At 72.9% G+C, this 23,101-nt stretch carries 22 protein-coding genes and 1 pseudogene; 14 read left to right on the forward strand and 9 right to left on the reverse strand.

Going from position 1 to position 23,101, the window contains the following annotated elements; translation table 11 throughout:
• The 8 genes from FMEAI12_RS24395 to FMEAI12_RS24435 all read left to right on the forward strand — a co-directional run.
• Nucleotides 1-457 (forward strand): OmpA family protein (locus FMEAI12_RS24395; RefSeq protein WP_146776761.1); only part of this gene is annotated, 457 nt, incomplete at its 5' end.
• Between the two features lie 247 nt (nt 458-704).
• The gene (locus tag FMEAI12_RS24400) at nt 705-1,106 is read left to right on the forward strand and encodes an encapsulin-associated ferritin-like protein (protein ID WP_071062513.1); all 402 of its coding nucleotides are present in this window, start codon (nt 705-707) and stop codon (nt 1,104-1,106) included.
• Nucleotides 1,103-1,933, forward strand: coding sequence for a family 1 encapsulin nanocompartment shell protein (locus tag FMEAI12_RS24405; RefSeq protein ID WP_020459849.1), 831 nt, complete (start codon nt 1,103-1,105; stop codon nt 1,931-1,933). The genes FMEAI12_RS24400 and FMEAI12_RS24405 overlap by 4 nt, the downstream gene beginning before the upstream one ends.
• Before the next feature lie 271 nt (nt 1,934-2,204).
• The gene (locus tag FMEAI12_RS24410) at nt 2,205-2,399 is read left to right on the forward strand and encodes a bacterioferritin-associated ferredoxin (RefSeq protein WP_112107986.1); all 195 of its coding nucleotides are present in this window, start codon (nt 2,205-2,207) and stop codon (nt 2,397-2,399) included.
• Nucleotides 2,400-2,603: 204 nt separating this feature from the next.
• Entirely contained in the window at nt 2,604-3,077 is a 474-nt protein-coding gene (gene bfr, locus FMEAI12_RS24415) for a bacterioferritin (protein ID WP_020459851.1), read from the forward strand.
• A gap of 556 nt (nt 3,078-3,633) precedes the next feature.
• On the forward strand, nt 3,634-5,742 hold the full coding sequence (locus tag FMEAI12_RS24425) for an MMPL family transporter (protein WP_368672103.1): 2,109 nt from the start codon (nt 3,634-3,636) through the stop codon (nt 5,740-5,742).
• Entirely contained in the window at nt 5,709-7,280 is a 1,572-nt protein-coding gene (locus tag FMEAI12_RS24430) for a DHA2 family efflux MFS transporter permease subunit (RefSeq protein WP_112107987.1), read from the forward strand. The genes FMEAI12_RS24425 and FMEAI12_RS24430 overlap by 34 nt, the downstream gene beginning before the upstream one ends.
• Before the next feature lie 56 nt (nt 7,281-7,336).
• The gene (locus tag FMEAI12_RS24435; RefSeq protein ID WP_071062507.1) at nt 7,337-7,582 is read left to right on the forward strand and encodes a DUF2630 family protein; all 246 of its coding nucleotides are present in this window, start codon (nt 7,337-7,339) and stop codon (nt 7,580-7,582) included.
• A gap of 12 nt (nt 7,583-7,594) precedes the next feature.
• Here the strand turns inward: FMEAI12_RS24435 and FMEAI12_RS24440 are convergent, their stop codons facing one another.
• Nucleotides 7,595-8,293, reverse strand: a complete 699-nt coding sequence (locus FMEAI12_RS24440; protein ID WP_112107988.1) for a PepSY domain-containing protein — start codon at nt 8,291-8,293, stop codon at nt 7,595-7,597.
• A gap of 127 nt (nt 8,294-8,420) precedes the next feature.
• Nucleotides 8,421-9,974: an MFS transporter gene (locus FMEAI12_RS24445; RefSeq protein WP_235014420.1), complete on the reverse strand. Its 1,554-nt coding sequence runs from the start codon at nt 9,972-9,974 to the stop codon at nt 8,421-8,423.
• A gap of 309 nt (nt 9,975-10,283) precedes the next feature.
• On the opposite strand from FMEAI12_RS24445, the gene FMEAI12_RS40170 reads away from it, so the two are divergent.
• On the forward strand, nt 10,284-10,628 hold the full coding sequence (locus FMEAI12_RS40170) for a helix-turn-helix domain-containing protein (RefSeq protein WP_071062617.1): 345 nt from the start codon (nt 10,284-10,286) through the stop codon (nt 10,626-10,628).
• 267 nt (nt 10,629-10,895) lie between these two features.
• Here FMEAI12_RS40170 and FMEAI12_RS40175 read toward each other — a convergent pair.
• Together FMEAI12_RS40175 and FMEAI12_RS24460 are read right to left on the reverse strand one after the other, a co-directional pair.
• Nucleotides 10,896-11,252 (reverse strand): annotated as a pseudogene (locus FMEAI12_RS40175) (response regulator transcription factor); the annotation flags it as partial.
• A gap of 431 nt (nt 11,253-11,683) precedes the next feature.
• A complete protein-coding gene (locus tag FMEAI12_RS24460) occupies nt 11,684-12,631 on the reverse strand; it encodes a LysR family transcriptional regulator (protein ID WP_112107990.1) in 948 nt (315 codons plus the stop codon).
• Nucleotides 12,632-12,817: 186 nt separating this feature from the next.
• On the opposite strand from FMEAI12_RS24460, the gene FMEAI12_RS24465 reads away from it, so the two are divergent.
• Nucleotides 12,818-13,516 carry an FMN-dependent NADH-azoreductase gene (locus FMEAI12_RS24465; RefSeq protein ID WP_235014424.1) on the forward strand — a complete coding sequence of 233 codons (699 nt, stop codon included), beginning with the start codon at nt 12,818-12,820 and terminating at the stop codon, nt 13,514-13,516.
• 102 nt (nt 13,517-13,618) lie between these two features.
• On the opposite strand, the gene FMEAI12_RS24470 is transcribed toward FMEAI12_RS24465, so the two are convergent.
• From FMEAI12_RS24470 to FMEAI12_RS24480, 3 genes are all read right to left on the reverse strand, one after another.
• Nucleotides 13,619-15,088 carry an ATP-binding protein gene (locus FMEAI12_RS24470; RefSeq protein WP_112108002.1) on the reverse strand — a complete coding sequence of 490 codons (1,470 nt, stop codon included), beginning with the start codon at nt 15,086-15,088 and terminating at the stop codon, nt 13,619-13,621.
• A gap of 107 nt (nt 15,089-15,195) precedes the next feature.
• Nucleotides 15,196-16,944, reverse strand: coding sequence for an FAD-dependent oxidoreductase (locus tag FMEAI12_RS24475; protein WP_200835404.1), 1,749 nt, complete (start codon nt 16,942-16,944; stop codon nt 15,196-15,198).
• 65 nt (nt 16,945-17,009) lie between these two features.
• Nucleotides 17,010-17,708, reverse strand: a complete 699-nt coding sequence (locus tag FMEAI12_RS24480) for a hypothetical protein (RefSeq protein WP_071062497.1) — start codon at nt 17,706-17,708, stop codon at nt 17,010-17,012.
• 502 nt (nt 17,709-18,210) lie between these two features.
• Here FMEAI12_RS24480 and FMEAI12_RS24485 point away from each other — a divergent pair.
• Complete coding sequence (locus FMEAI12_RS24485; RefSeq protein WP_235014426.1) at nt 18,211-19,053, forward strand: PHB depolymerase family esterase; 843 nt, start codon at nt 18,211-18,213, stop codon at nt 19,051-19,053.
• Between the two features lie 48 nt (nt 19,054-19,101).
• On the opposite strand, the gene FMEAI12_RS24490 is transcribed toward FMEAI12_RS24485, so the two are convergent.
• Nucleotides 19,102-19,788 carry a maleylpyruvate isomerase N-terminal domain-containing protein gene (locus FMEAI12_RS24490; RefSeq protein WP_160144317.1) on the reverse strand — a complete coding sequence of 229 codons (687 nt, stop codon included), beginning with the start codon at nt 19,786-19,788 and terminating at the stop codon, nt 19,102-19,104.
• A 21-nt stretch (nt 19,789-19,809) separates the two neighbouring features.
• Between FMEAI12_RS24490 and FMEAI12_RS24495 the strand changes: the two genes are divergently transcribed.
• The 3 genes from FMEAI12_RS24495 (at nt 19,810) to FMEAI12_RS24505 (ending at nt 21,365) form a co-directional block, all read left to right on the forward strand.
• The gene (locus tag FMEAI12_RS24495) at nt 19,810-20,415 is read left to right on the forward strand and encodes an ABATE domain-containing protein (protein WP_200835405.1); all 606 of its coding nucleotides are present in this window, start codon (nt 19,810-19,812) and stop codon (nt 20,413-20,415) included.
• A 111-nt stretch (nt 20,416-20,526) separates the two neighbouring features.
• Nucleotides 20,527-20,979 (forward strand): MerR family transcriptional regulator, encoded by a 453-nt coding sequence (locus tag FMEAI12_RS24500; RefSeq protein ID WP_112107993.1) that lies wholly within the window; start codon nt 20,527-20,529, stop codon nt 20,977-20,979.
• A 17-nt stretch (nt 20,980-20,996) separates the two neighbouring features.
• Nucleotides 20,997-21,365, forward strand: coding sequence for a co-chaperone YbbN (locus tag FMEAI12_RS24505; RefSeq protein ID WP_112108005.1), 369 nt, complete (start codon nt 20,997-20,999; stop codon nt 21,363-21,365).
• 8 nt (nt 21,366-21,373) lie between these two features.
• Here FMEAI12_RS24505 and FMEAI12_RS24510 read toward each other — a convergent pair whose 3' ends face one another.
• Nucleotides 21,374-22,912, reverse strand: coding sequence for a diguanylate cyclase (locus tag FMEAI12_RS24510; RefSeq protein WP_131624593.1), 1,539 nt, complete (start codon nt 22,910-22,912; stop codon nt 21,374-21,376).
• Between the last annotated feature and the right edge of the window lie 189 nt (nt 22,913-23,101).

Genomic DNA, 23,101 nt, shown 5'->3' on the forward strand with positions numbered 1-23,101 from the left:
GTCGGCGCCGACCCCGACCCCGACCCCGGCCCCGGCGACCGCGCCGGCGCCCGGCACGACCGGCGGCGCCGGGCGGGCCGCCGCTGGCAGCGCGGACAGCACCCGGGCGGCGCTGCGGGCGGCGCTCGACGGCACTGCCCTCACCTTCCCGGTGGGTGACACCGTCCTCGGCGCCTCGACGCGCTCCGGTCTGGACAAGGTGGCCCGCGCGTTGCTGCCCGGTGACCTGACGGTGATCGTCGGCGGGCACACCGACAGCACCGGTCCGCGGGCCCTCAACCAGGCGCTCTCGATCGACCGGGCCCGCGTCGCGCGCGAGTACCTGGTGATGCGGGGGGTTCCCGCGGAGCGGATCCGTGCGGCCGGCTTCGGCCCGGATCAGCCGATCGCGGACAACGCGAGCACGTCCGGCCGCGCGGCGAACCGCCGGGTCGACGTGACACCGGTCGCCGACTGATTCCTCCGAGCACCGAGCACCGAACACCGAGGACGTCCGAGCCCGCGTCTGGCGAACGTCCGCAACCGCTGTCCACCGGAGGTCCGGTAGGTGTCCAGCGGAGGTCCTGCGAGCGTCCGCCGGGGCTCCGGCGAGCGCCCGGTGACGAACAAAGTTGGACGTATCGCCTCATACCGGGACGTCGACTGTTCGTGAACCGATGCCGTCCCGGCGGGTTGGTGGGCCCGGGCGTGGTAGGTAGTGCCGTATGGGCGACTCAAGTATGGGGCTACACGAGCCGGCGGACGCGCTCACGCCCGGCGTCGTCGATCGCCACCGGGCGATCACGTCGCTGATGGAAGAGCTGGAAGCGGTCGACTGGTACGACCAACGGGTGCAGGCGGCCACGGATCCGGAGCTGGCCGCGGTGCTGGCGCACAACCGGGACGAGGAGAAGGAACACGCGGCGATGACGCTGGAGTGGCTGCGTCGCCGCGACCCCGTCCTCGATTCGCAGCTGCGCACGTATCTGTTCACCTCGGTCCCGGTCACGGAGGTCGAGGAAGAGGCGATGAGCGACGAGGGACCCGACGGCGACGCGGCCGCGCGCGCCACGGAGCCGGCGGACGGCTCGCTGGGGATCGGTAGCCTGAAAGGTGTGAGCGAGTGAACCATCTTCTGCGTGGGCATGCGCCCCTGAGCGAGGAAGCCTGGAAGGCCGTCGACGAGGAGGCCCGTTCCCGCCTCACGACCAACCTCGCCGCCCGCAAGCTCATCGACTTCGCCGGACCGCACGGGTGGGCGTACTCGGCCACGCCGATCGGCCGGGTGACGGCGCTGCAGGCGCCGCCGGGGGAGGGCGTGCGTGCCCGGCTGCGCCGGGTCCTGCCCGTGATGGAGCTGCGGGCGGCGTTCTCCATCGACCGCGGCGAGCTGGACGCGATCGACCGCGGCGCGGACGACATCGACCTGTCGGCGCTGGAGGAGGCGGCCCGCCGGGTCGCCACGACCGAGAACTCCGTCGTCTTCCACGGCTACGCCGAGGCGGGGATCATCGGCATCACCGAGGCGTCGTCCCACCCGGTGCTTGAGCTGGGGGCCGACACCGACAGCTACCCGCGCACGGTCGCCAAGGCGGTCGCCCTGCTGCGCCGGGCGGGTATCGGTGGGCCGTACGGGCTGGCCATCGACCCGGACGGCTACACCGCGATCCTGGAGGCCACCGAGCACGGCGGCTATCTGCTGCTCAACCATCTCAAGCAGATCCTCGACGGCCCTGTGGTGCGGGCTCCGGGGGTGCGCGGCGCGGTGGTGCTGAGCCAGCGGGGCGGTGACTTCATCCTCGAGTCGGGCCAGGACCTCTCCGTCGGCTACTCCTCGCACACCGCCGAGGAGGTCGAGCTGTACCTGGAGCAGAGCTTCAGCTTCCGGGTCACCGAGCCCGACGCGGCGGTCGCGCTGGTGTCGAGCACGGACCGTCCGGCCAGCCAGGCCTGAGTCGCCAGGCCTCGACGGTGGCCGCTGGTTGTGCGCAGCGTTCGCGTGATGGCGAATCGCGTGCCCGGCGGTCACTGTCGGTCCCGGTTGCTAGCGGTAGGTGTGTGAAGTAGGTAAGGCTCTCTTGCGTCCGGTGCCCGTTCCGTGGCACTCTATCGATAAGGGAAGCCTTAGCTAAGCCTGATCCTTGGCGCGACGGAGTTTCCCGGAACGGCGAAGAAACGTTTGCCGGCGGCTCCGACGCCGGCCAGTCCGGGCGTGGTGAGGTGCGGTGCTGGTCTGCTCATGCTTTGCTGTCTCCGACCGGACGCTACGGAGCGTCATCGCGGCGGGCGCCTATGACGCTGACGAGATCGGTGCGAGGTGCGACGCCGGCACGGGATGCGGCGGATGTCTCGAGGAGATCGACGAGCTGCTCGACGAGGCGATGCCGCGTCGGCGGTGTCCGGTTGCCAGATCAGCCTAGTGACCCACCGGGGCCTCCTGGGATGTGATCTCGGTGGCCCGGAGTGGATCTCCGCCGCCGGCCGCAGGGCCTCCCGCACCACTCGCGAGCTTGCGTCGCGGAGTGGTCGGGTTCGTCTGCCGCGCCGGTGACGACATCGCTGCCGGACGTCGGCCGAGTCGTCCCGGGGGCGGCTCCGGGCGACCCTCGCGGAGGTAACCGGCGGTGCGTGGCGACGAACAGATCGTCGAGAGCCTGAACGCTGTTCTGACGAACGAGCTGACCGCGATCAACCAGTACTTTCTGCATTCGAGAATGCAGCGTAACTGGGGATATCGGTATATATCAGAGCATTACTACCACGAGTCGATCGATGAGATGAAGCATGCGGACAAGCTCATCCACCGCGTGCTCTACCTGGGCGGACTGCCCAATCTCCAGCGGCTGCACACGCTGCGTATTGGTGAGACCGTGCCCGAGCAGCTGGGGCTCGACCGCACCCACGAGACGAACGCGGTCGACACGCTGCGCGAGGCGATCGTGCTGAGCCGCACGAAGAACGACATCGGCTCGGCCGTGCTCCTGGAAGAGATCCTCACCTCCGAAGAGGAGCACATCGACTGGCTCGACTCCCAGCTTGAGCTCATTTCCCAGCTCGGCGCGACCGAGTACCTCTCCCAGCAGATCCGCGAGGACTGAGCCGGGCCGGACGGTGACGGACAGGAGGCGGGGCGCGGCGTACGGCCGATGAACGGTACGCCACAATGCCCCGGACCACACCTGTGTGCGTCCGTGGGGGCGGCCGCGCGGGTAGGCCACCTGCATCGAGGACGGCGAGATGAGCGACAAGGGTGGAGCCCAGCCGACGGAGACCGACGAGTCTCACGCCGTGCCCGGCCCCCGGGACGACGACCACTCGGGTGGCACGGCGGCCTCCGGGCCGGCCGCGCCCGCCGAGGGGTCGGCCGACAAGGCCGCGGCCGACACCGCGGCACCCGACAGCACGGCGCCCGATGCGGCCGGTCCCGCCGCGGTGAGCGCGGCGGACAAGCCCACGCCGCCCGAACCCACGCCGGCCACCCCTGCGCCGGCCACCCCTGCGGCGTCCACGCCCGTGCCGGCGTCGGATCTGCCGGCCGGGGTCGTCGCGGCGGTGGCCACCGTCGACGGAACCGGCGGTGGCGGTGGCCGCGCGCGGCGGCCGCGGATTCTCTACCTGTTCGCGGGCCTGGCGGTGCTCTGGCTGCTGCTGGGCATGTTCGGCGGCCAGTACCAGGCCAAGCTCGCCGAGGTGCAGAAGAACGACAACGCCGCGTTCCTGCCCGGGTCGGCCGAGTCGACCCGGGTGGCGGACGAGTCGGAGAAGTTCCGGTCCGTCCAGACGCTGCCGGGATTCATCGTCTACCAGCGCGAGAGCGGCCTGACCGCCGCCGACAAGGCCAAGATCGCCGCGGACGCCGAGGCGTTCCGCGCCGTCCCGGGCGTCGACCCGGACCAGTCCGCCGATCCCCAGTTCTCCACCGACGGTACCGCCGCCAACGTCTCCGTCCCGCTCGTCGGCAAGAAGGGCGACGTCGAGGTCACCGGCGACGAGCTGGTCGACGTCGAGAACGCGGTCGTCGACATCGCGAAGAAGGACCTCCCCGACGGCCTGACCGTGCACAGCGCGGGGCCTGGTGGCCTGCTGGTGGCGTTCATCGAGGCGTTCGAGGGCATCGACGGCGTGTTGCTGCTCGCCGCCGGCCTGGTCGTGATCGTGATCCTGCTTGTGGTCTACCGGAGCCCGGTGCTGTGGTTCTTCCCGCTCTTCAGCTCGGTGCTGGCCCTCGGGGTCTCGGTCCTGATCATCTACCCGCTGGCCAAGCATGACGTGCTCACGCTCAACGGGCAGAGCCAGGGCATCCTGTTCGTCCTGGTGATCGGCGCCGGCACCGACTACGCGCTGCTGCTGGTCAGCCGGTACCGAGAAGAGCTGCACACCCACGCCAGCCGAGTGGAGGCGATGATCACCGCGTGGCGCGGTGCGGCGCCGGCCATCGCGGCGTCGGCCGTCACGGTCGTGCTCGGCCTGCTGTGCCTGTACCTGGGCGAGCTGAACTCGAACAAGAGCCTCGGGCCGGTCACCGCGATCGGCATCGCCTGCACCGCGCTGGTGATGTTGACCTTCCTGCCGGTGTTCCTGGTGCTGTGCGGCCGGTGGGTGTTCTGGCCGCGCATCCCCCACTTCGACCAGCAGGCCGACCTGGCCAGCCACGGCGTGTGGGCGCGCTTCGCCGGCGGGCTGGTGCGCCGGCCGCGGATGGCCTGGGTCTCCACCGCGATCGTCCTGCTGGCCTGCGCCGGCGCGATGACGACGCTCAAGGTCGACGGCCTGTCGACGACCGACAGCTTCACCAACGACCCCGACGCGATCCTCGGCCAGGAGATCTTCGACGCGCACTTCAGTCAGGGCTCCGGCGCGCCGGCGGTGATCACCGCCGGCGTCGACCGCAAGGACGAGGTCATCGCCGCCGCCGAGAAGGTCCCGGGGGTGTCCACCGACCCCGGGGCGGTGTGCGTCCAGATCGACTACGCCAAGGTGGCCCGCGCGATCGCCACGGGCAGCCCGCAGCTGCGGCCCGGGGCGGACGGCTGCCTGCCCGCCAGCCTCCAGGTCTCCGAGGTCGACGGGCGGATCGCCGTCGAGGCGACGATCACCCACCGTTACGACACGCCCGAGGCCTACGACACGGTCAAGGCGCTACGGGCCGCGCTGCACCCGATCGCGGGCGCCGACGCCCTGGTCGGCGGGCAGTCGGCGATCAACTACGACACCCAGCAGGCGTCCGCGCACGACCGGAACCTGATCATCCCGATCGTGCTGGTCGTCATCCTGATCGTGCTCGGGGTGCTGCTGCGGGCGCTCGTCGCGCCGCTGCTGCTGATCGCCACCGTGGTGCTGTCGTTCGCTGCCACGCTCGGCGTGAGCGCGCTGGTGTTCAACCACGTCTTCGGCTTCGCCAACGCCGACCCGGGCTTCCCGCTGTTCGCCTTCGTGTTCCTGGTCGCCCTCGGCATCGACTACAACATCTTCCTGATGACCCGGGTGCGGGAGGAGACCCTCGAGCATGGAACACGGTCCGGCATCGTCCGCGGGCTGTCCGTCACCGGCGGCGTGATCACCTCGGCGGGGGTCGTGCTGGCGGCGACCTTCGCCGTCCTCGGGGTGCTGCCGCTGGTCTTCCTCGCCGAGGTCGGGTTCGCGGTGGCCTTCGGCGTCCTCATGGACACGATCGTCGTCCGCTCCATCCTGGTGCCGGCGCTCAGCTACGACATCGGGAAGAAGATCTGGTGGCCGTCGAAGCTGGCGAAGTCGGCCGACTGACCCTCGCCGGCCGCCAGGGACGCTGGGTCGTCGCGGCGGCGGTGCTGGGCTCCGCACTGGCGTCGATCGACGCGACCGTCGTCGGCATCGCCCTGCCGGCACTCGGGCGCGCGTTCGACGCCGACCTTGCCGCCCTGCAGTGGGTGGTCAACGGCTACGCGCTGGCGCTCGCCGGGCTGCTGCTCGTCGGCGGCTCGCTCGGCGACCGCTACGGGCGGCGGCGGGTCTTCGCGGTCGGCGTGGTCTGGTTCGCGCTGATGTCCCTGGTGTGTGGGCTGGCACCGAACGTGGAGATCCTCGTCGCCGCCCGGGCGCTGCAGGGCGTCGGCGCGGCCCTGCTCACCCCGGCCAGCCTGGCGATCCTGCAGGCGTCGTTCGACGAGGCCGACCGAGGCCGGGCGATCGGCGCGTGGACGGGGCTCGGCGGGGTGGCCACGGCCGCCGGACCCTTCCTCGGCGGCTGGCTCATCGAGGCGTTCTCCTGGCGGCTGATCTTCCTGATCAACCTGCCGCTGGCCGCGGTCGTGGTCGTGGTCGCGGTGCGCCACGTCCCCGAGAGCCACAACCCCGACGTCCGCGGGCGGCCCGACCTGTTCGGCGGCGCCCTGGTGACCGCCGGTCTGGTCGGCGTCGTGTTCGCGCTCATCGACGGCCCGGCCAGCGGCTGGACGTCCGCCCCGGTGCTGGTCGGGCTGGTCGGCGGGGTCGCGCTGCTGGCCGGGTTCGTCGCCCGCGAACACCGGGCGGCCGACCCGGTGGTCCCGCTGGAGATGTTCGCCTCCCGGCAGTTCACGGCCGCGAACGCCGTCACCTTCCTGCAGTACGCGGCGCTGGGCGGGGCGCTGTTCCTGCTGCCGATTCAGCTCCAGCAGGTCAGCGGCTTCAGCCCGCTCGCCGCCGGGACGGCGCTGCTGCCCGTCACCGTGATGATGCTGCTGTTCTCCGCGCGGGCCGGCGCGCTGGCCACCCGGATCGGGCCGCGGCTGCCGATGACGGTCGGCCCCGTCGTCGCCGGCGCCGGTCTGCTGCTGGTCACCCGGGCCGGCCCGGACGCCTTCTACCTCACGGACGTCCTGCCCGGCGCCGTCGTGCTGGGCCTCGGGCTCGCCACCTGCGTGGCCCCGTTGACGTCCACCACGCTCGCCGCGGTGCCGGCGCATCATGCCGGGGCGGCGTCGGCGGTGAACAACGACGTCGCGCGCACCGGCGGCCTGGTCGCCGTCGCCGTGCTGCCCGCCCTCGCCGGGCTGGGTGGCACCGCCTACCTCGACCCGGCCCTGTTCGACCGCGGGTTCCGCCGGGCGATGGTCATCTCGGCGCTGGTGTGCGCGGCCGGCGGCCTGGTCGCCGCGCTCGGCATCCGCAACCCGCGCCGGCCGGCCACCGAGCTGCCGGCGGCGGAGCGGGCGTCCGCGCGGATCGGGCGGCAGGCGGGGGAGCGGGTCTGCTGCCCACTGGACGCACCCGGCCTGCGTGCCACACCGGGCCCGGGGTCCCCCGCGGGCCCGCCCGCCGTCCCGGGCGGGCCCGCCGGCTGACCTCGGAGCTGACCTCGGAGTGGAATGCCGGCCGGCCCCGTGGTTGGCTCAGACCAATGGACGACACGAAGATCTTCGAGCGCATCGACTCCCTGGTGGCGGAGGAGCACGAGCTGCGCCAGCGGCGCACCCAGGGCCAGATCGACGCGGACGCCGAGTCCGACCGCCTGGCCGAGCTGGAGCAGACCCTCGACCAGTGCTGGGACCTGCTGCGCCGGCGCCGGGCGGCCCGCGCGGCCGGCGAGGATCCGGAGGAGGCCCGCGCCGGCTCGGGCAACCAGGTGGAGGGCTACCTCCAGTAGGCGGCCCGGCGGTCAGCCGTCCCTTCCGGAACGCCCGCCCCGGTCGTCTCCGGGCTGGTCGTCGGTCCCGTGACCGTGGCCGTCTCTGGACCGGCCCCCGCTGTGGTCGTCTCCGGAGCGGCTGCCGCCGGGGTTGTCGTCGGCGGGCCGGTCGAGAGTCGTTCGGTCGTCGGCGCCCTGTCCACCGCGGGAGTCGGCGCGCCCGCCGGTCTCGGCGCGGCGCACCTGGCCGGTCCGCGCATCCACCTCGAACCGGTAGCGGGTGCCGTCCCGGAGGACGCCGACCTTCCAGACCACGGCGCCGTGCTCGATCTCCCGCTCGACGCCGGCGACGCTCCCGCCGCCGGCCTCCCGCAGCGCGATCCCACCGGCCCGCTCGGCGCTCACCTGCTCGGTCCCGGCACCGCCGGTGGACGGCTGACCGGCGGTGCCGGGGGCCGACGGGGCCGAGGTCCCGCCACCCGCCGAGTCGTCCGGAGCGGCGGAAACCGACGCGGTCGCCTGCGGGGTGGTGGTGGCCGAGGACGTCGCGAACGCGGTGATCCCCGCCGGAACGGCCGGGCCCGGGTCGTCCGCGCCCGCGGCGAGCGCCGTGCCGGTCGCCGCGGCCGCGGCCAGCACACCGACGCTGACCAGCACCGCCGCGCGGCGGGTCCGCAGGCGCTCCCGCACCTGCCGGGCGGACGAGCGGGGGTTGATCCTGCTGGCCATGTGAACCTCCTGTGTGCCGCACCGGACAGGCAGCCCGCCTGGTTACGGTGCCGTCCGTCGCGTTCGCCTGGCACTGAGGTTCGCGCCGATCACGCTAGGGCCGCGCTTTCCGGACGCTAAGGGGCCGTTAAGGCACCCGGCTCCCCGCCGCACCGTTCGGGCGGAGGAAGGCGACGGCGAGGAGCAGTCCGGCGACCATCAGGATGGCGCCGCCGATCCAGGTGAGGTGGTAGCCGGCGGTGAGGGCCTCCGCCGGCCCGGCGCCGCCGTCCGCCGCGTTCCCGGTGCGCCACGCCGCCAGCGTGGTCAGAACCGCCAGCCCCAGCGCCCCGCCGACCTGCAACGTGGTGTTGGCCAGGCCGGAGGCGAGCCCGGCGTCGTTCGGCGGCACCCCGGTCATGCTGAGCTGGGTGAGCGCCGGCAGCGTCAGGCCGCCCCCGCACCCCAGGACGACCGCGACCGGCAGCACGTCCGTCGCGTAGGCCGCGTCCGGGGCCAGGCGGGACAGCAGCCACAGGCCGAGGCCGAGCAGGACGAGACCGGGCAGCAGCACCAGGCCCGCGCCGAAGCGGTGGGCGAGCCGTCCCGAGAGCCCGAGCGAGAACGCGCCGATCGTCGCCGCGATGGGCAGGAACGCCAGGCCCGTCTCGGCCGGCCCGTAGCCGAGGACACGCTGCAGGAACAGCGCGAGCACGAACTGGAAGGCGAACAGCCCGCCGGCCATCAGCGTCTGGACGATGTTCGCGACGGTCAGCGGCCGGGAGGAGAACAGCCGTGGCGGCAGCAACGGGTGAGCCGCCGTCGCCTGGCGGGCGGCGAAGGCGGCCAGCAGGGCGAGGGCGAGTGCGCCGAGGCCGATGGTCCGGGCGGAGGCCCAGCCCGCGTCGGCGGTGCCGACGATCGTGTAGACGCCGAGCATGAGACCCGCGGTGACCAGCGCCGCCCCGGGAGCGTCCGCGCCGGCGCGCAGGCCGAGACCGCGCTCGGCGGGCAGCACCCGCAGCGACAGCACGACCGCGACCGCGCCGATCGGCACGTTCACGAAGAAGATCCAGTGCCAGGTCAGCGTCTCGACGAGCAGGCCGCCGGCGAGCAGGCCGATCGACGCCCCGGCGGCGCCGACGAAGCTGAACACCCCGATCGCCCGCGCCTGCTCCCGAGGCTCGGGGAAGGCCACCACGATCATCCCGAGCACCACCGACGAGGACAGCGCCCCGCCCACGCCCTGCACGAACCGTGCGGCGATCAGCATGCCCGCGCCTGTCGCCAGCCCGCAGAGCAGCGAGGCCACGGTGAACAGCACCAGCCCGGCGACGAAGACCCGCCGGCGGCCGACGAGATCCCCCACCCGGCCGGCGAGCAGCAGCAGACCACCGAAGGCGACCAGATAGGCGTTGACGACCCAGGCCAGACCGGACGTGGAGAAGCCCAGGTCGTCCTGGATGGTGGGCAGCGCCACGGTGACGATGGTGCCGTCCAGGATGACCATGAGCATCGACGCGCACAGCACGATCAGCGCGAGCAACCGGGAGCCGGCGGCAGGCGGGGCTCCCACGTCGGGATGCGGCGATGTCCGGCCGGCTGTGGCCGGACTCGCGTCCGCCCGGTCGGGAGCGTCTGACAGGTCCGGCACGGTCGGGTTCGTCGTCGTGCCCGCCGGTGAGGACAGGGACTGGGACATGGACTCTCCTTGGGGCATTGTTTGTAACTGACGCCACGGGATGTTCCGGGGATCATGTTCTGTGACCATGCTGCGGGAGCGGCCGGACCAGCGGAAGAAGGCACTTTCATGTCCCAGCGGCACACGGATGTGACCGTGGAACGGCCACCGGCGGCCCACCCCCTGTCAGCGCGGCCCCTGCCAGCGCGGCCCCTGCCAGCGCGGCCACTGCCAGCGCGGCCACTGCCAGCGCAGCCGCCGTCGGCGCAGCCGTCGCCGGCCGAGACCTGCGGCGAGCTCGCCCCGGCGCTTGTCGAGGCGTGCCCGATCATGGAGGTCCTCGACCAGGTCAGTGGCAAGTGGAGCATCGGCATCCTGGTCGCGGCCGCCCACGGTCCGGTTCGCTTCACCGAGCTGGAACGCACCGTCAACGGCATCAGCCGGCGGATGCTGACCCTCACCCTGCGTCGGCTCGAACGCGACGGCCTGCTCGTCCGGAAGGTCTACCCGACCGTCCCGCCGAAGGTGGAGTACACGGCGACGAGCGCCGCCCGCGAGCTGTTCGGCCCGCTGACCGCGCTCACCGAGTGGGCGGAACGTCACCGGACGACCATCGCCCAGGCCCGCCATGTCTACGACCTGGAGAACGCAGAGAAGGGGTCGGCCGCAGGCTGAGACGGCATCTTCCCTGGTAGATGGCCCCGACCGCACTCCGAGTCCCGCTTTCCGACCTGCGGCAGGCCACCTTCGTCCGGGTCCGCAGCTCTCGGTTCAGTTCCCGGAGCGACACGCGCCTCGTCATCGAGCGCGATCAGGCCCCACCGCTGACCATGCAAACGATGAGCTGGGACGAGAAAGCCCTGGAAGGTTGCTGCGGTCGGCCAGGTGGTTGAGCGCGTGCGCGACCTCGCGCAGCTCGGGCGGCCCGGCCGCCCCGTCGCCGCCGCGGCGCAGCACGGCGCGTACCCGCGCGTCGAGCTGTCCGGCCGTGAACGGTTTCACCAGGTAGTCGTCGGCGCCGGCGTCCAGGCCCCGGACGATCTCCGCCTCGTCGTCGCGGGCGGTGGAGATGATCACTGGGACGCGGCTGACGGCCCGCAGCATCCGCAGCAGCTCCAGCCCGTCGAGGTCGGGAAGGCCCAGATCGAGGACGACGAGATCCGGCCGGTCGTCGAGCGCGCCCCGCAGGCCGGCCATGGCCGTCCCGGCCACCGCGACCGTGTGACCGGAGTCCCGGAGCGCGCGCAGCAGCAGGCGGGAGATCGCCGGATCATCCTCGATCAGCAGAAGCCGGGCCACAGCGGCGCGGGTCGGTGGCAGGAGGCGGCGCACCACACTCGCCGTCGTGGGCTGGTTGGTCGCGGCCGTCGCGGCGACGCTGACCGGCCTCGCCGCGATCAGCGTGATCGGCGACGGCATCACCGACCCGTCCGGCGAGGTGATCAGCGAGGCGCGGCTCGCCCGGGACCTCGCCACCGCGGCCCCCTTGTCCTCGTCGCCCGCCACGTGGGTCGCCGGCGGCGGGGGTGCGCCCCGCGCGCTCGGCACACCTGGTGGCACGGTTGTCGCCCGATGCGAAGGTCGAATGCGGGGGCGGCCAGCCTGCCGCGACCTGGAAGCGGGACGACCACCACAGCGACTGAAATCATCGTCCGGCGGTGTCGTGCGCCCGGGGCAGAGATCTGAACGTCGCCCCGGATCTTCGGGCCGCGTTGTTCTCCTGCAACCCATCAGATGCGATCTCCCGCCACGGCCACACCGCTGGCGCCCACCGGCCCCGGCTGTTCGGGAATCTGGGCCCGGACCTCGTCGACCAAGGCCTCGATGGCCGGGGCCGTGGAGACTCCCCGGCGTACCACGATCGCGATGTGCCGGTGCAGCTGCTGGTCGGCGAGGGGGAGTCGGGCGACCGGGAACTCGGGCCTGGACGGTACGAGGTCCGGCAGCAGGCTCACCGCCCACCCCGGAGCGACCAGGCCCAGGGCCGCCTGCAGGTCGTCGATCTGCGCGGCCGCGTCCGGTTCGAAGCCGGCGACGTGGCAGGCGTGCAGGGTCAGCTGGCCGAATGCCGAGGCCGGCTGAAGGACCCAGCGCTCCCCGGCGAACTCGGCGAGATGCCGAGGGCCTGTACCGGCCAGCGGGTGGTCGGCCGCGACGGCGACCCGGATCGGATCGGATCCGAGCGGGATCTCCAGCAGGCCGGGGAGCCGGGGCTCGGGCACCTGGTCGTACCGGAACGCCAGGACCAGATCGAGTCGCCCGAGGCGGACGGCCCGCCGGCCTTCCCCGGCCGCCACGCCCTGCAACGTGATCCGCAGGCTCGGGTACCGCCGCTGCACCCGGACGAGTGCCCGAGCGAGCAACGGCGGGCCGTGGTTCAGCGAGACTCCGATGCGCAGGGCACCGCTGGGCGTGCCCGCCGTCTTCCCGATCTCCGTCTCGGCCGCTTCCAGCTCGGCGAGGACGGTCTCCGTGCGGGCGACCAGCACCCGGGCGGCCTGGGTGAGCGCGACGCTGCGGTTGGTCCGCTCCAGCAGCGGGGTCCCGACCTCACGTTCCAGCGCGGTGATCTGCTGGGAGACCGCGGACCGACTGTAGGACAGGTTCCGCGCGGCGGCGGCGATGGAGCCGTGAGCGTCGATCTCGCGCAGGAGCATCAGTTTGCGCAGGTCGAGCATGCGTCACTCCCACTGACGGCCAGCGTCATCAATCGTCACGGCAGATTACGCCTGGGAACGGTTCGGGCATGGGTTTGATGGGACGGCGGGCCGGCACGCAGGAAGGCCGCTCCGTGTGCCGCTTCGTGTATGGACCGACACCGGGCATCCCGCCGCCGATCGGCATTCCACTCCCTGGAGAACTTCGTGTCCCTGGAGAACTTCGTGAGTCATCTACTCCACCTCGACGCCAGCGCGCGACCGGAATCGGTCTCCCGTCGGCTCTCCGCCGCCTTCGCCGAGGTCTGGCAGGAGAACAACCCCACGGGCCGACGCACCTACCGCGATCTCGCGGCACAACCGCTCGCGCACGTGGACTCCGCCCAGATCGAGATCATGACCCGCATGGAGGCGACCGGCGTACGTGAGCTGGTCGCCGCGCGGACCGCGGCGACCACGGAGGCCGAGCGGGCGAGCTGGGCTGTCACCTGGCCTCTGGTCGAGGAACTGACCGCCGCGGACACTGTGTTGATCGGTCTGCCGATGTACAACTTCTCGGTGCCGTCGAGCTTCAAGGCGTGGTTCGACCGGGTGGCGATCCCGCCGCTCATCGTCGACCACGCGACCAACCAGGGACCGTTGAGTGGCACCCGGGTCGTGGTCGTCACCGCGCGTGGCGGTGCGTACGGACCGGGTACGCCCCGCGCCGGCTCCGACTTCCAGGAGCCGTACCTGAGGGAGGCGTTCGGCATGCTCGGTCTCGCCGACGACCTCACCTTCGTCCACGCCGAGTTGACCAAGTCGGAGCACGTCCCACGGCTGGCCGGTTTTCGACAGAAGGCCGCCGACTCCCTCGCCGTGGCGCTGGACACGGTCGCCAAGGCCGCCACGGCCCAGCCGAGGTGATGGGCGAGGAGGATTCTTGACTGCTGTCAAGAATCCTGTTCAGACACGGTGGGTACGGACTGCGGAACTACGTACTGAAGGTCGAGCGCTACCTGTGACCCGCTAAGCCGGATCGGTGTCGGCCGGGACCGCGGGCTCCTCGTGGGGCGCGGCCTCGGCGGGCATCAGCAAGTCGGGATGCATCGGCAGGGTCACCCGGAACCTGGTGTCGCCGGGCTCCGACGTCACGGTCAGGTCACCGTGGTGGCGGCCGACGACGATGCGCCAGGAGATGTCCAGCCCGAGGCCGGTGCCCTCGCCGACCGGCTTCGTGGTGAAGAACGGCTCGAAGATGCGGTCGCGGATCTCCGGCGGCACGCCGGGCCCGGAGTCCCGAACCTCGACGACCAGGTTGTCGTGGTCCGCCGAGGTGGCGACGGTCAGTGTCCCGGAGCCGGCCATCGCGGCGACCGCGTTGTCGATGAGGTTCGTCCAGACCTGGTTGAGCTCGCCGGCGTAGACCGCGATCTCGGGCAGCGCCCGGTCGTACTCGCGCACCACCCGCACCCCCGACAGCTTCCCGCCGAGCATGGCCAGCGTGCTGTCCAGCAGCTCGTGGACGTCGACACTGCGGTACGGCGCCCGGTCGAGCTGGGAGTACTGCTTGGCCGCCCCGAGCAGGGTGGAGATCCGGGTGGTGGAGTCCTCGATCTCCTTCATCAGCAGTTCGCTCTCGACCGTGTAGTACAGCCAGCGGATCGCGCCCTCCAGCACCTCGGGCGCCACCGTCGCCGCGACCCGCTCCAGCCAGTCGACGTCGAACCCCGCCTGGACGAACGTCGGCGCGATCTCCCACCCCTGGTCGCAGCCGTGGTCCTCGAGCCAGTCGGTCAGGGTGTCCTCGCGGTCGCTGGTCTCCATCGGGGTCAGCGTCGGAGCCTTCGCCACCCGCTCGGCGGCCTCCTCCTGCAGGCCGATCAGGGTCTCCAGCGCCTTGCGGTCGTACGGCCCGGCGGCGATCAGGCCGAGCTTGTGCCGCATGCCGGCGACCCGCTCCCGCAGCGACGCCGTGGCCCGCACCGCGGCGGCCGCCGGGTTGTTGAGCTCGTGGGTCAGCCCGGCGGACAGCGAGCCGAGCGCGAGCAGCCGCTCCCGCTGGCCGGTGAGCGCCTGGGTGCTCTGCAGGCCGAAGAACAGCCCCTCCAGCATGTGGACGGCCATCGGGAACCACTCGCGCATCAGCCGCGCCAGCGCCGCGCCGTCCAGCACGACGAAGCGGGACGGGATCGTGACCCGCATCGAGTTGGTGTAGAGCTGGGGGACGCGGTCGCCGAGGTAGGAGTGCCACGCCCCGGAGTACACGCCGCGCTGGGTCGTCCGGCTGACCTCGACGTCGTCGTCGCCGACCCGCCGGGTCAGCACCAGGCCGCCCTCGACCAGCACGTAGAAGCAGGTGGCCGGTTCGCCCTCGCGGAACACGACGCCCGGCTCGATCAGCTCGACGTGGCCGTTGCGGCAGATCCAGTCCAGCTGGTCGTCGGTGAGCTTCTCGAACAGGAACAGTGTGCGCAGCTCGTCGAGATCGCAGGGCATCGCCTGGCCCTGGGCGCAGGCCTGGGTGGCGCCAACCGCGTCGTCCGCCATGGTGCTCACTCCGCCTTCCGTGGTCAGCGCTGCTCGGGTCAGCGCTTCGCGAGGTATCAGCGCTTCGCGAGGTAACGGTGCACGAGCGCGACGGCCATGGCCCCCTCGCCGACGGCCGAGGCCACCCGTTTCACCGACTCGGCGCGCGCGTCGCCGGCCACGAACACGCCTGGCACGCTGCTCTCCAGGTGGTACGGGTCGCGGTCGAGATCCCAGCCGGACGGACGCTGCCCGTCGACGACGAGATCCGGCCCGGCGACGACGAACCCGTGCTCGTCGCGCACGACGACGCCGTCCAGCCAGTCGGTGCGCGGGGCGGCACCGATGAAGACGAACAGCCACTGGGAGTCGACCTGCTCGGTCTGACCGGTGCTGTTGTCCCGCAGGACGAGGCTCTCCAGGTGGTCGGTGCCCTGCGCGGAGACGACCTCGGTGCACACCCGGACCGTGATCGTCGGCACGGCCGTGATCTGTTGGATGAGGTAGTGCGACATGGACGCCTCGAGCGACTTGCCGCGCACCAGCATCGTCACCGAGCGGGCGTGCCGGGAGAAGTACATCGCGGCCTGGCCGGCGGAGTTCGCCCCGCCGACGACGTAGACGTCCTGGCCGGAGCAGCTCGGCGCCTCCGTCAGCGCGGAGCCGTAGAAGACGCCCCGGCCGGTCAGCTCGGTCAGGCCGGGGGCGGCGAGCTGACGGTAGGAGACGCCGGTGGCGAGGATCACCGTGTGCGCGTCGATCTGGCCGCCGTCGGCGAGGAGCAGCCGGCGGGCCGGACCGGCGGCCTCCAGTGTCACGACGTCGGCGGCGGTGAGCAGCTCGGCGCCGAACTTCACGGCCTGGCGGCGGGCCCGGTCGGTGAGCTGGGAGCCGGAGACGCCGTCCGGGAAGCCCAGGTAGTTCTCGATCCGCGAGCTCTGGCCGGCCTGGCCGCCGGTCGCGTGCCGCTCGAGGAGCACCGTCCGCAGGCCCTCGGAGGCGCCGTACACCGCCGCGCCGAGGCCGGCCGGGCCGCCGCCGACCACGACGAGGTCGTAGAAGTCGCCGGTGGGGGCGGTCGCGAGACCGACCTGGGCGGCGAGCTCGGTGTCGGTCGGGTCGGTCAGCGCCGAGCCGTCGGTCGTGATGACGCAGGGCAGCGACTCCGGGTCCGCGCCGGCGGCCGTGAGCAGCCGCGCGCCCTCCGGCTCGTCGGCCAGATACCAGCGGTAGGGGACCTGGTTGCGGGCCAGGAAGTCGCGCACCTCGTACGAGCGGGCCGACCAGCGGTGCCCGACCACCCTGGTCTCGGCGACCGGCCGGTGGTCGGTGGCGCGCCACGCGTCGAGCAGCGCGTCGAGCACCGGGTAGAGCTTCTCCTCCGGCGGGTCCCACGGCTTGAGCAGGTAGTGGTCGAGGTCGACGACGTTGATGGCGTCGATCGCGGCCTCGGTGTCGGCGTAGGCGGTCAGCAGCACGCGCCGCGCGGCCGGGAACAGGTCCATCGCCTGCTCGAGGAACTCGATGCCGTTCATCCCGGGCATGCGGTAGTCGGCGAGCAGGACGGCGACCGCGTCGCCGCGCAGTTTGATCTCGCGCAGCGCCTCCAGCGCCTGCGCCCCCGACTCGGCACGCACGATCCGGTACGTCCCGCCGTACCGGCGGCGCAGGTCGCGGGCGACGGCGCGGGAGACGCTCACGTCGTCGTCGACGGTCAGCAGCACGGCCCGGGGGGCACCGCGCCCGCCGCCGGGGTTGCCGCGCTCACCCTGGCCGTCGCCGGAGCCTGGATGTGCCTGGCCGGCCGGGTTCTCGCCCGCCGCCATCAACGCGCCGGGTGGGTTGCCGGGAGTGTTTCGATGCGTCGCCTGCGTCCGGTCACGCGGTCAGTCTAGTTCCGGTGCAGCGGTCGCCCCGGGTGCTCCGTGATGTTTGCGCCGGAAGCGAAGTTCGTGGCGGAAACGTCGTTCGCGCGGGAATCGCCGCGCAACGCCGGAGGGCGTGACTCGCGGACGTCCGGGCGGGTCGCGTCATCGATCACGAAGTCGCCGAGGTCGAGGTCGCGCTCGCGGGTCAGGAACAGGCGGATCTGGTCGCGGTCGGACGGCGCGGCGGCGCGGACCCGGCGCACCGCGCCGGCCGCCCGCCGCCGGGGGCCGGCCGGGTCCGGCCCGCCCGGCGGCACCCCGCCGGGCAGCGGGCCCACCGCCACGCCGTCCACCGGGACGAACGGGACCACGCCGTCCAGGATGAGCTGGCCGGGCGCGCGGTCGCCCTCCCACGCCCCGCCGTCGCGCTGCACGAAGAGCTCCTGGCCGTGCACGGCGAACCGCAGCTGGGACGGCTCCGCCCGACCGGCGTGCACCGCGGCCCCGCCGTAGGCGGCCGCCATCCCGTGGCGGGCGGGATCCCAGCCGGCGGCCGGTTCGGCGCCGGGCAGGAGGCGCAGCCGCTCGGCGGCCCCCCGGATGTGACGCAGACTGAGCCCGGCCCGGCGCAGTGCCGCGATCGCCCGTGCCTGCGTCAGCTCGCCGCGGCCGGGGCGAAGCAGGCCGGAACGCCGCCAGTAGGCGAGCTGGCCGGGTGTCACATGGCCCGCGGGAACAGGGCTCGCGGGAACAGGGCTCGCGGGGACAGAGCCGGCCGGAACAGAGCCCGCGGGAATCGGTTGGCCCGCCGCCGGAATCGGCTCGGGCACGTCGTCGTCCGGGCGGACAGGCTGTTCCGGAATCGGCGCGGGCATTGCGCCCGGCGGCCCCGTCACCTGGTCCGTCACCCGGCGAATGTAGCTCTCCGACGGGCGGCCGGCTCGTCCGAGGTTGCCTTTGTTGTCAGCTTCGTGTCCTCGCCGGGGGGATCATTCCCCGGGGGATGGGACGTAATGTCCGGACGTGGCCGGAAAATCGGGTGACAGGTGGATCAGCCGAATCCTGTGCGCGACGGCCGCCCTGGCGTGTCTGACCGCGTGTGGCGCGGGCGGCGGCCGGCCCGCCGAGCCCGGTTCCGCGGGAGCGGTCACGCCTGCATCGTCCGCCCAGTCCCCGCCTGCCCGGTCCGCCCCGGGACGGGCTGCCGCGCCGGCCGGGGCGGCGGTGGCGAGCACGGCCGGCTGCGCGGCGGACCCCGCCACCGCGCCTGCCGTGGGCCCGCGGCACCTGTCGCACGACGCCGCCGAGCGCACCTATCTCCTCGCCCTGCCGACCGGCTACGACGGACGGACCCCGGCGCCGGTCGTCGTCGACTTCCACGGTTTCAAGGCGAGCAAGGAGACCCAGGAGGCCCGGAGCGGAATGGGCCGGCTCGGTGCCGATCGCGGCTTCGTCGTCGTGACACCGGACGCGCTCGGCGAACCGCGCCGCTGGAACACCCCGGCCGCGCCGGAGGCGGCCGACGACTTCGGCTTCGTCGCCGCGCTGCTCGACGACCTTGGTGCCCACCTGTGTCTCGACCCCGGCCGGGTCTACGCCGCGGGGCATTCGAACGGCGCCGAGTTCGCCGCCGCGCTGGTGTGCCGCCAGGCGCCACGGTTCGCCGGCGTCGCGATGGTCTCCTCGACCAGCCTCGCGACCTGCCCGCCCGGCGCCGCTCCCGCGACCATGGCGGTCCACGGGACGGCCGACCCGTCCGTGCCGTATGCCGGGGGCGTGATCAGCGGTTCCACCACCCGGGTCCCGGCCGCGACCCAGGTGATCGACGAGTACGCACGCCGATACGCCTGCGCGCCCGCCGTGCTGCGCACCGTGGCCGGGATGGGAGTGGAGCGGATGCGCCACACCGGCTGCGCGGGCGGCGCCGAGGTCGTCCTCGACACCGTCGTCGGCGGGACGCACGCGTGGCCGAGCAGCCCCGACGCGCTCGCCGACCGCGTCGACTCCCCGGCCGGCCGCTCCTACCAGGCGACGGCCGCCATCCTGGATTTCTTCGCCGGGCACTGACGCGTCCACCGGTCGGTGCGCCGCCTGACCGTGGTCCGCGGCCCCTGGTCACAGCGCGCTGAGACCCGGACGCAGCCCGGTCCGTCCGGTGAGCAGGAGAAGCAGGTCGGCGGGGTGCGGGCCGGCGGCGGCCAGCTCGGCCGCCAGCCCCAGGCCCGACGCGATTGCCGGTCCCAGCGCCGGGACGGGCGTCGCGCCGTGGTGGTCGGGCAGCACCCGGGCCAGGTCGAGGCAGTGCACCGTCAGCTCGAAGGTCCTCGTCGGCAGGTACTGGATGAACGGCATCGTGCCGACCGGGCTGCCGACCGGGCTGTCGTCGGGGGTCGCCGCCACCAGTGCCAGGACCCGGTCGGCCAGTTCCCGCACGGCGCCGGCCGGGTCGGCTCCGAGCGCGCGGCCGGCGGCCCGGCCGCGTTCGGTCACCGCGGCCGGGCCGGCGAGTACCGCGCGGGCCGACACGTAGTAGTCCGCCGGGCTGGTCAGGTCGAAGCCGCCCGGGGGCGGGCCGGTCGAAACGGCCGTCGACGGTACGTACGCCTCGATCGTCGACAGTGCCCGGCTGGCGTGGCCGAGCAGGTCCCGCACCGTCCACACGCCGAGCGCGGGCAGGGCCAGGTCGCTCGTGGACGCCCGACCGGCCAGGTCCGTGAACGCGCGCGCGGCCTGGTCGAACTCGACGCGCCGGGCCCGCGAGGCGCGCGCGTCCACGATCCCGGCCCTGTTCGTACTCTCCATGTAACGACTTATAGTCGTTATGTGGAGACGACGGCAACCAACACGGACGGGATGGTCGTCGACGGTCTGCCCGCCTGGGAGATGAACTTCCATTTCCTGTCCGGCCGGCTGTGCCTGTCGTTCACGGCGACGGTCGGGGAGCGGTGGCGCCGCAACTTCGAGCGGCTGCCCCAGCCCGCCGACCTCGGGCGCTGGTTCGTCGCCGCCGGCCTGCTGGACGTCCCGCCGGCCGTCACCGAAGAGGGTCTGCGCTCCGCGCGCCGGCTGCGGGAGGCGATCTACCGCACCGCGCTGGCCGGTACGCGCGACGAGCCGGGCGTGGACGGCGACCGTCGGGTCATCAACGCCCACGCCCGCCGGGGCGGACTCGCCCCCCAGCTCACCGCGCGGCGATCCGTCGAGCTGCGACCGGGGCGCAGTCCCGCCGCCGACGCCCTCGCGACCGTCGCCCGCGACGCCGTCGACCTGCTGGGCGGGCCGGACATCACCCGGGTACGCGAGTGCGCCAGCCACGACTGCGCACTGCTGTTCCTGGACACGTCCCGGCCGGGACGCCGCCGGTGGTGCTCGGACCGGGCCTGCGGGAACCGTGCCCGCGCCGCCGCCCACCGCGCCCGCCACTCCTGACGGGCCGGGCACTCGGGCGGATCACCGGGCGGGCGCGCACCCGCGGGGGCGGAGACAGAGCTTGCCTTCACACGGACGTCAACGTCTAGCGTCGGTGCGGAGGAGGTCGGGATGCGCATCGGTGAGCTGGCACGACGGGCGGGGACGAGTCCCCGGGCGCTGCGGCACTACGAGGACCAGGGGTTGCTCGCCGCCCGGCGGCTGGCCAACGGCTACCGGGACTACAGCGACGCGGACCTGCGAGCTGTCGAGGAGATCAGGGCGCTGCTCGCGGACGGGTTCGCGCTGGAGGAGACCCGTCCGTTCGTCGAGTGCCTGCGGGCCGGGAACGAGACGGCGGCCTCCTGCCCGGACTCGATCGAGGGCTACCGGCGCAAGATCGCCCAGATCGACGACTACGTCGCCCGGCTCCTGCGCTCCCGCGAACGGCTCGCCGCCCAGCTCGCGATGGCGCGGGACACGGCCGAGCCGCCCGGAGCCGAACCGGCTGACGGCCCGCCCCGGCCGGCAGTGCCGCCGCAGGGTGTCCCGGGGTGCTCGCTCTACCCACCGCAGACCCGATGACCACGAAGGAGCTGATCATGATCACGTCCGATGTCCAGGACCGGTCGGCGCCGGCCGCGTCCGCCGGAACCGTGTGGCACGCCGACGACACCACGTTCGACGAGATCGTCCTGCGGTCGCCGCTACCCGTCCTCGTCGACTTCTCCGCAGAGTGGTGCCCGCCGTGCCGGATGATGCGGCCGGTCCTCGCCCAGATCGCGGCCGACCTCGCCGACCGGCTGCGGGTCGTCGAGGTGGACGCCGACGCCAGCCCGCAGACGGCGATCGCCTACGGTGTGCTGGCCATGCCGACCCTGGTGGTCGTCCGGGGCGGCGAGACGGTCACGAAGCTGGTCGGCGCGCGCAGCCGGCGGCGCCTGCTGGCGGACATCGCAGATCAGCTGTGACGGGGCGGTCAGCTGTGACGGGGCGGCGGCGCGGCCGGGTCGTCCGCGGTTCTCCGGGACTCGATCACCGCGCCGCAACCGATCACGACCCGGTTGCGGCCCGCCGCCTTCGCGGCGTACAGGTTGCGGTCGGCGGCGATCAGCAGGTCCGTCTGGTCGTGCGCGTGCACCGGGTAGACGGCGGCGCCGACGGAGACGGCGGCCCGTAGCCGGGCCCCGCTGTCGAGCTCGATCAGGTCGTGGGCCACGTTGCGCCGCAGCCGTTCGGCGAGCTCGCCGACGGTCTCCGGCCCCACGGTGGGGCCGAGCAGGGCAAACTCCTCACCGCCGAAGCGGGCCAGCAGCTCGCCGGGCCGGCTGGCCGCGGCCAGCCGGGAGCCGATCTCCGCGAGGGCGGTGTCCCCGCACGGGTGGCCGTACCGGTCGTTGATCGACTTGAAGTTGTCGACGTCCACGAGGAGCAGCGCGAAGGGCTGCCCGGACCGGTCCGCGCGGCTGACCGCGGCTGGGAGCTGGTTCTGCAGGAACCGCCGGGTGCGCAGCCCGGTGAGCACGTCGGTGGTGGCGAGCCGGCGCTGCTCGGCGACCAGCGCGGCCAGTCGCGCCACGATGAGCAGGGCGAGCGCGGCCGAGGCGACCGCGATGATCCTGATCTGGGTGGGTGACCGGTCCGCCTCGACCAGCAGGAGCACCGGAGCGATCAGCGCGGCCGCCAGCAGTGCGGCGAGCCTGCCGGGAGCGAGCCGTCGGTCGTCGGCCTGCGGGGAGCACGACAGGTCCGCCATCGACGGGTGCAGCGCGGCGGCGGCGACCAGCACGTCCCCGAGGGCCCAGAGGGACTCGGTGACGTCCGCGACGACGTACCTGCCGCCCAGCGCCGAGATGGTGTACAGGATGTCGGAGGCCAGGGTGACCACCAGGCTGGCGACCAGCAGGACGAACGAGGCCGGCCGGCGGCCGGGCGCGAGCACCAGTATCAGCGACATGACGAGCAGGCCGAGGTCCATCACGGGGAAGGCGACCGAGGCCAGCTGGGCGAGCTGCCCTGAGGCCGCCCGCTCGTAGGGTGTGATCACATAGAGCCAGTACAACAGTGACACGGCGACGGCGATGGACGTCGTGTCCAGCACCGCCGAGAGATTGCGGCCGGGTGCCCGCTGCCGGAACAGAAGTGCCAGCGCCGCGATCGCGAACGGGTAGCGGCCGATGTAGAACAGATCGGCCAGCGATGGAAATGTTGAATTGTGAAATACGATGAGATTTGTATAGAAGATGGCGTCGGCGACGGTGTAAAGGCCCTGGGTGACGGCAAGGAGCACCCACGGCGCGCGGGGCTCGGGGCGCCACCTCCGCACGCCGAGGGCGATCGCTCCGACGGTCGACGCGGTCAGCAGGCACCGCAGGGCCACCTGCGTCTCCGGGCCGACGGGAACGTCCACGCCCGCGCGGGTGAGGATCGTGCCCGCTCCGATCTCGTGTGCCACGAAAAGCGTGTACAGGACGAAGTATCCGACACCGCCGACGAGATAGGCCACCCAGGGCGTCACGCGCGGGCGACGCCGAACGGAACGTGCCGAGGTCCCCGTCGGTCCACCTCCGCAGGCCGGAGACGAATGACCTCATCGTAGGTTCGGCGTGATTTCAATACATCTTTTGTTGAGTGAGTTTATTTTTGTTTGGTGTCGGTTCGACCGGCGTGCGGGGCTCACCAGCCTCGGCCCACACCGCCCCGCCCC

Source organism: Parafrankia sp. Ea1.12, assembly GCF_900465275.1.
Classification (GTDB): Bacteria; Actinomycetota; Actinomycetes; order Frankiales; family Frankiaceae; genus Parafrankia; species Parafrankia soli.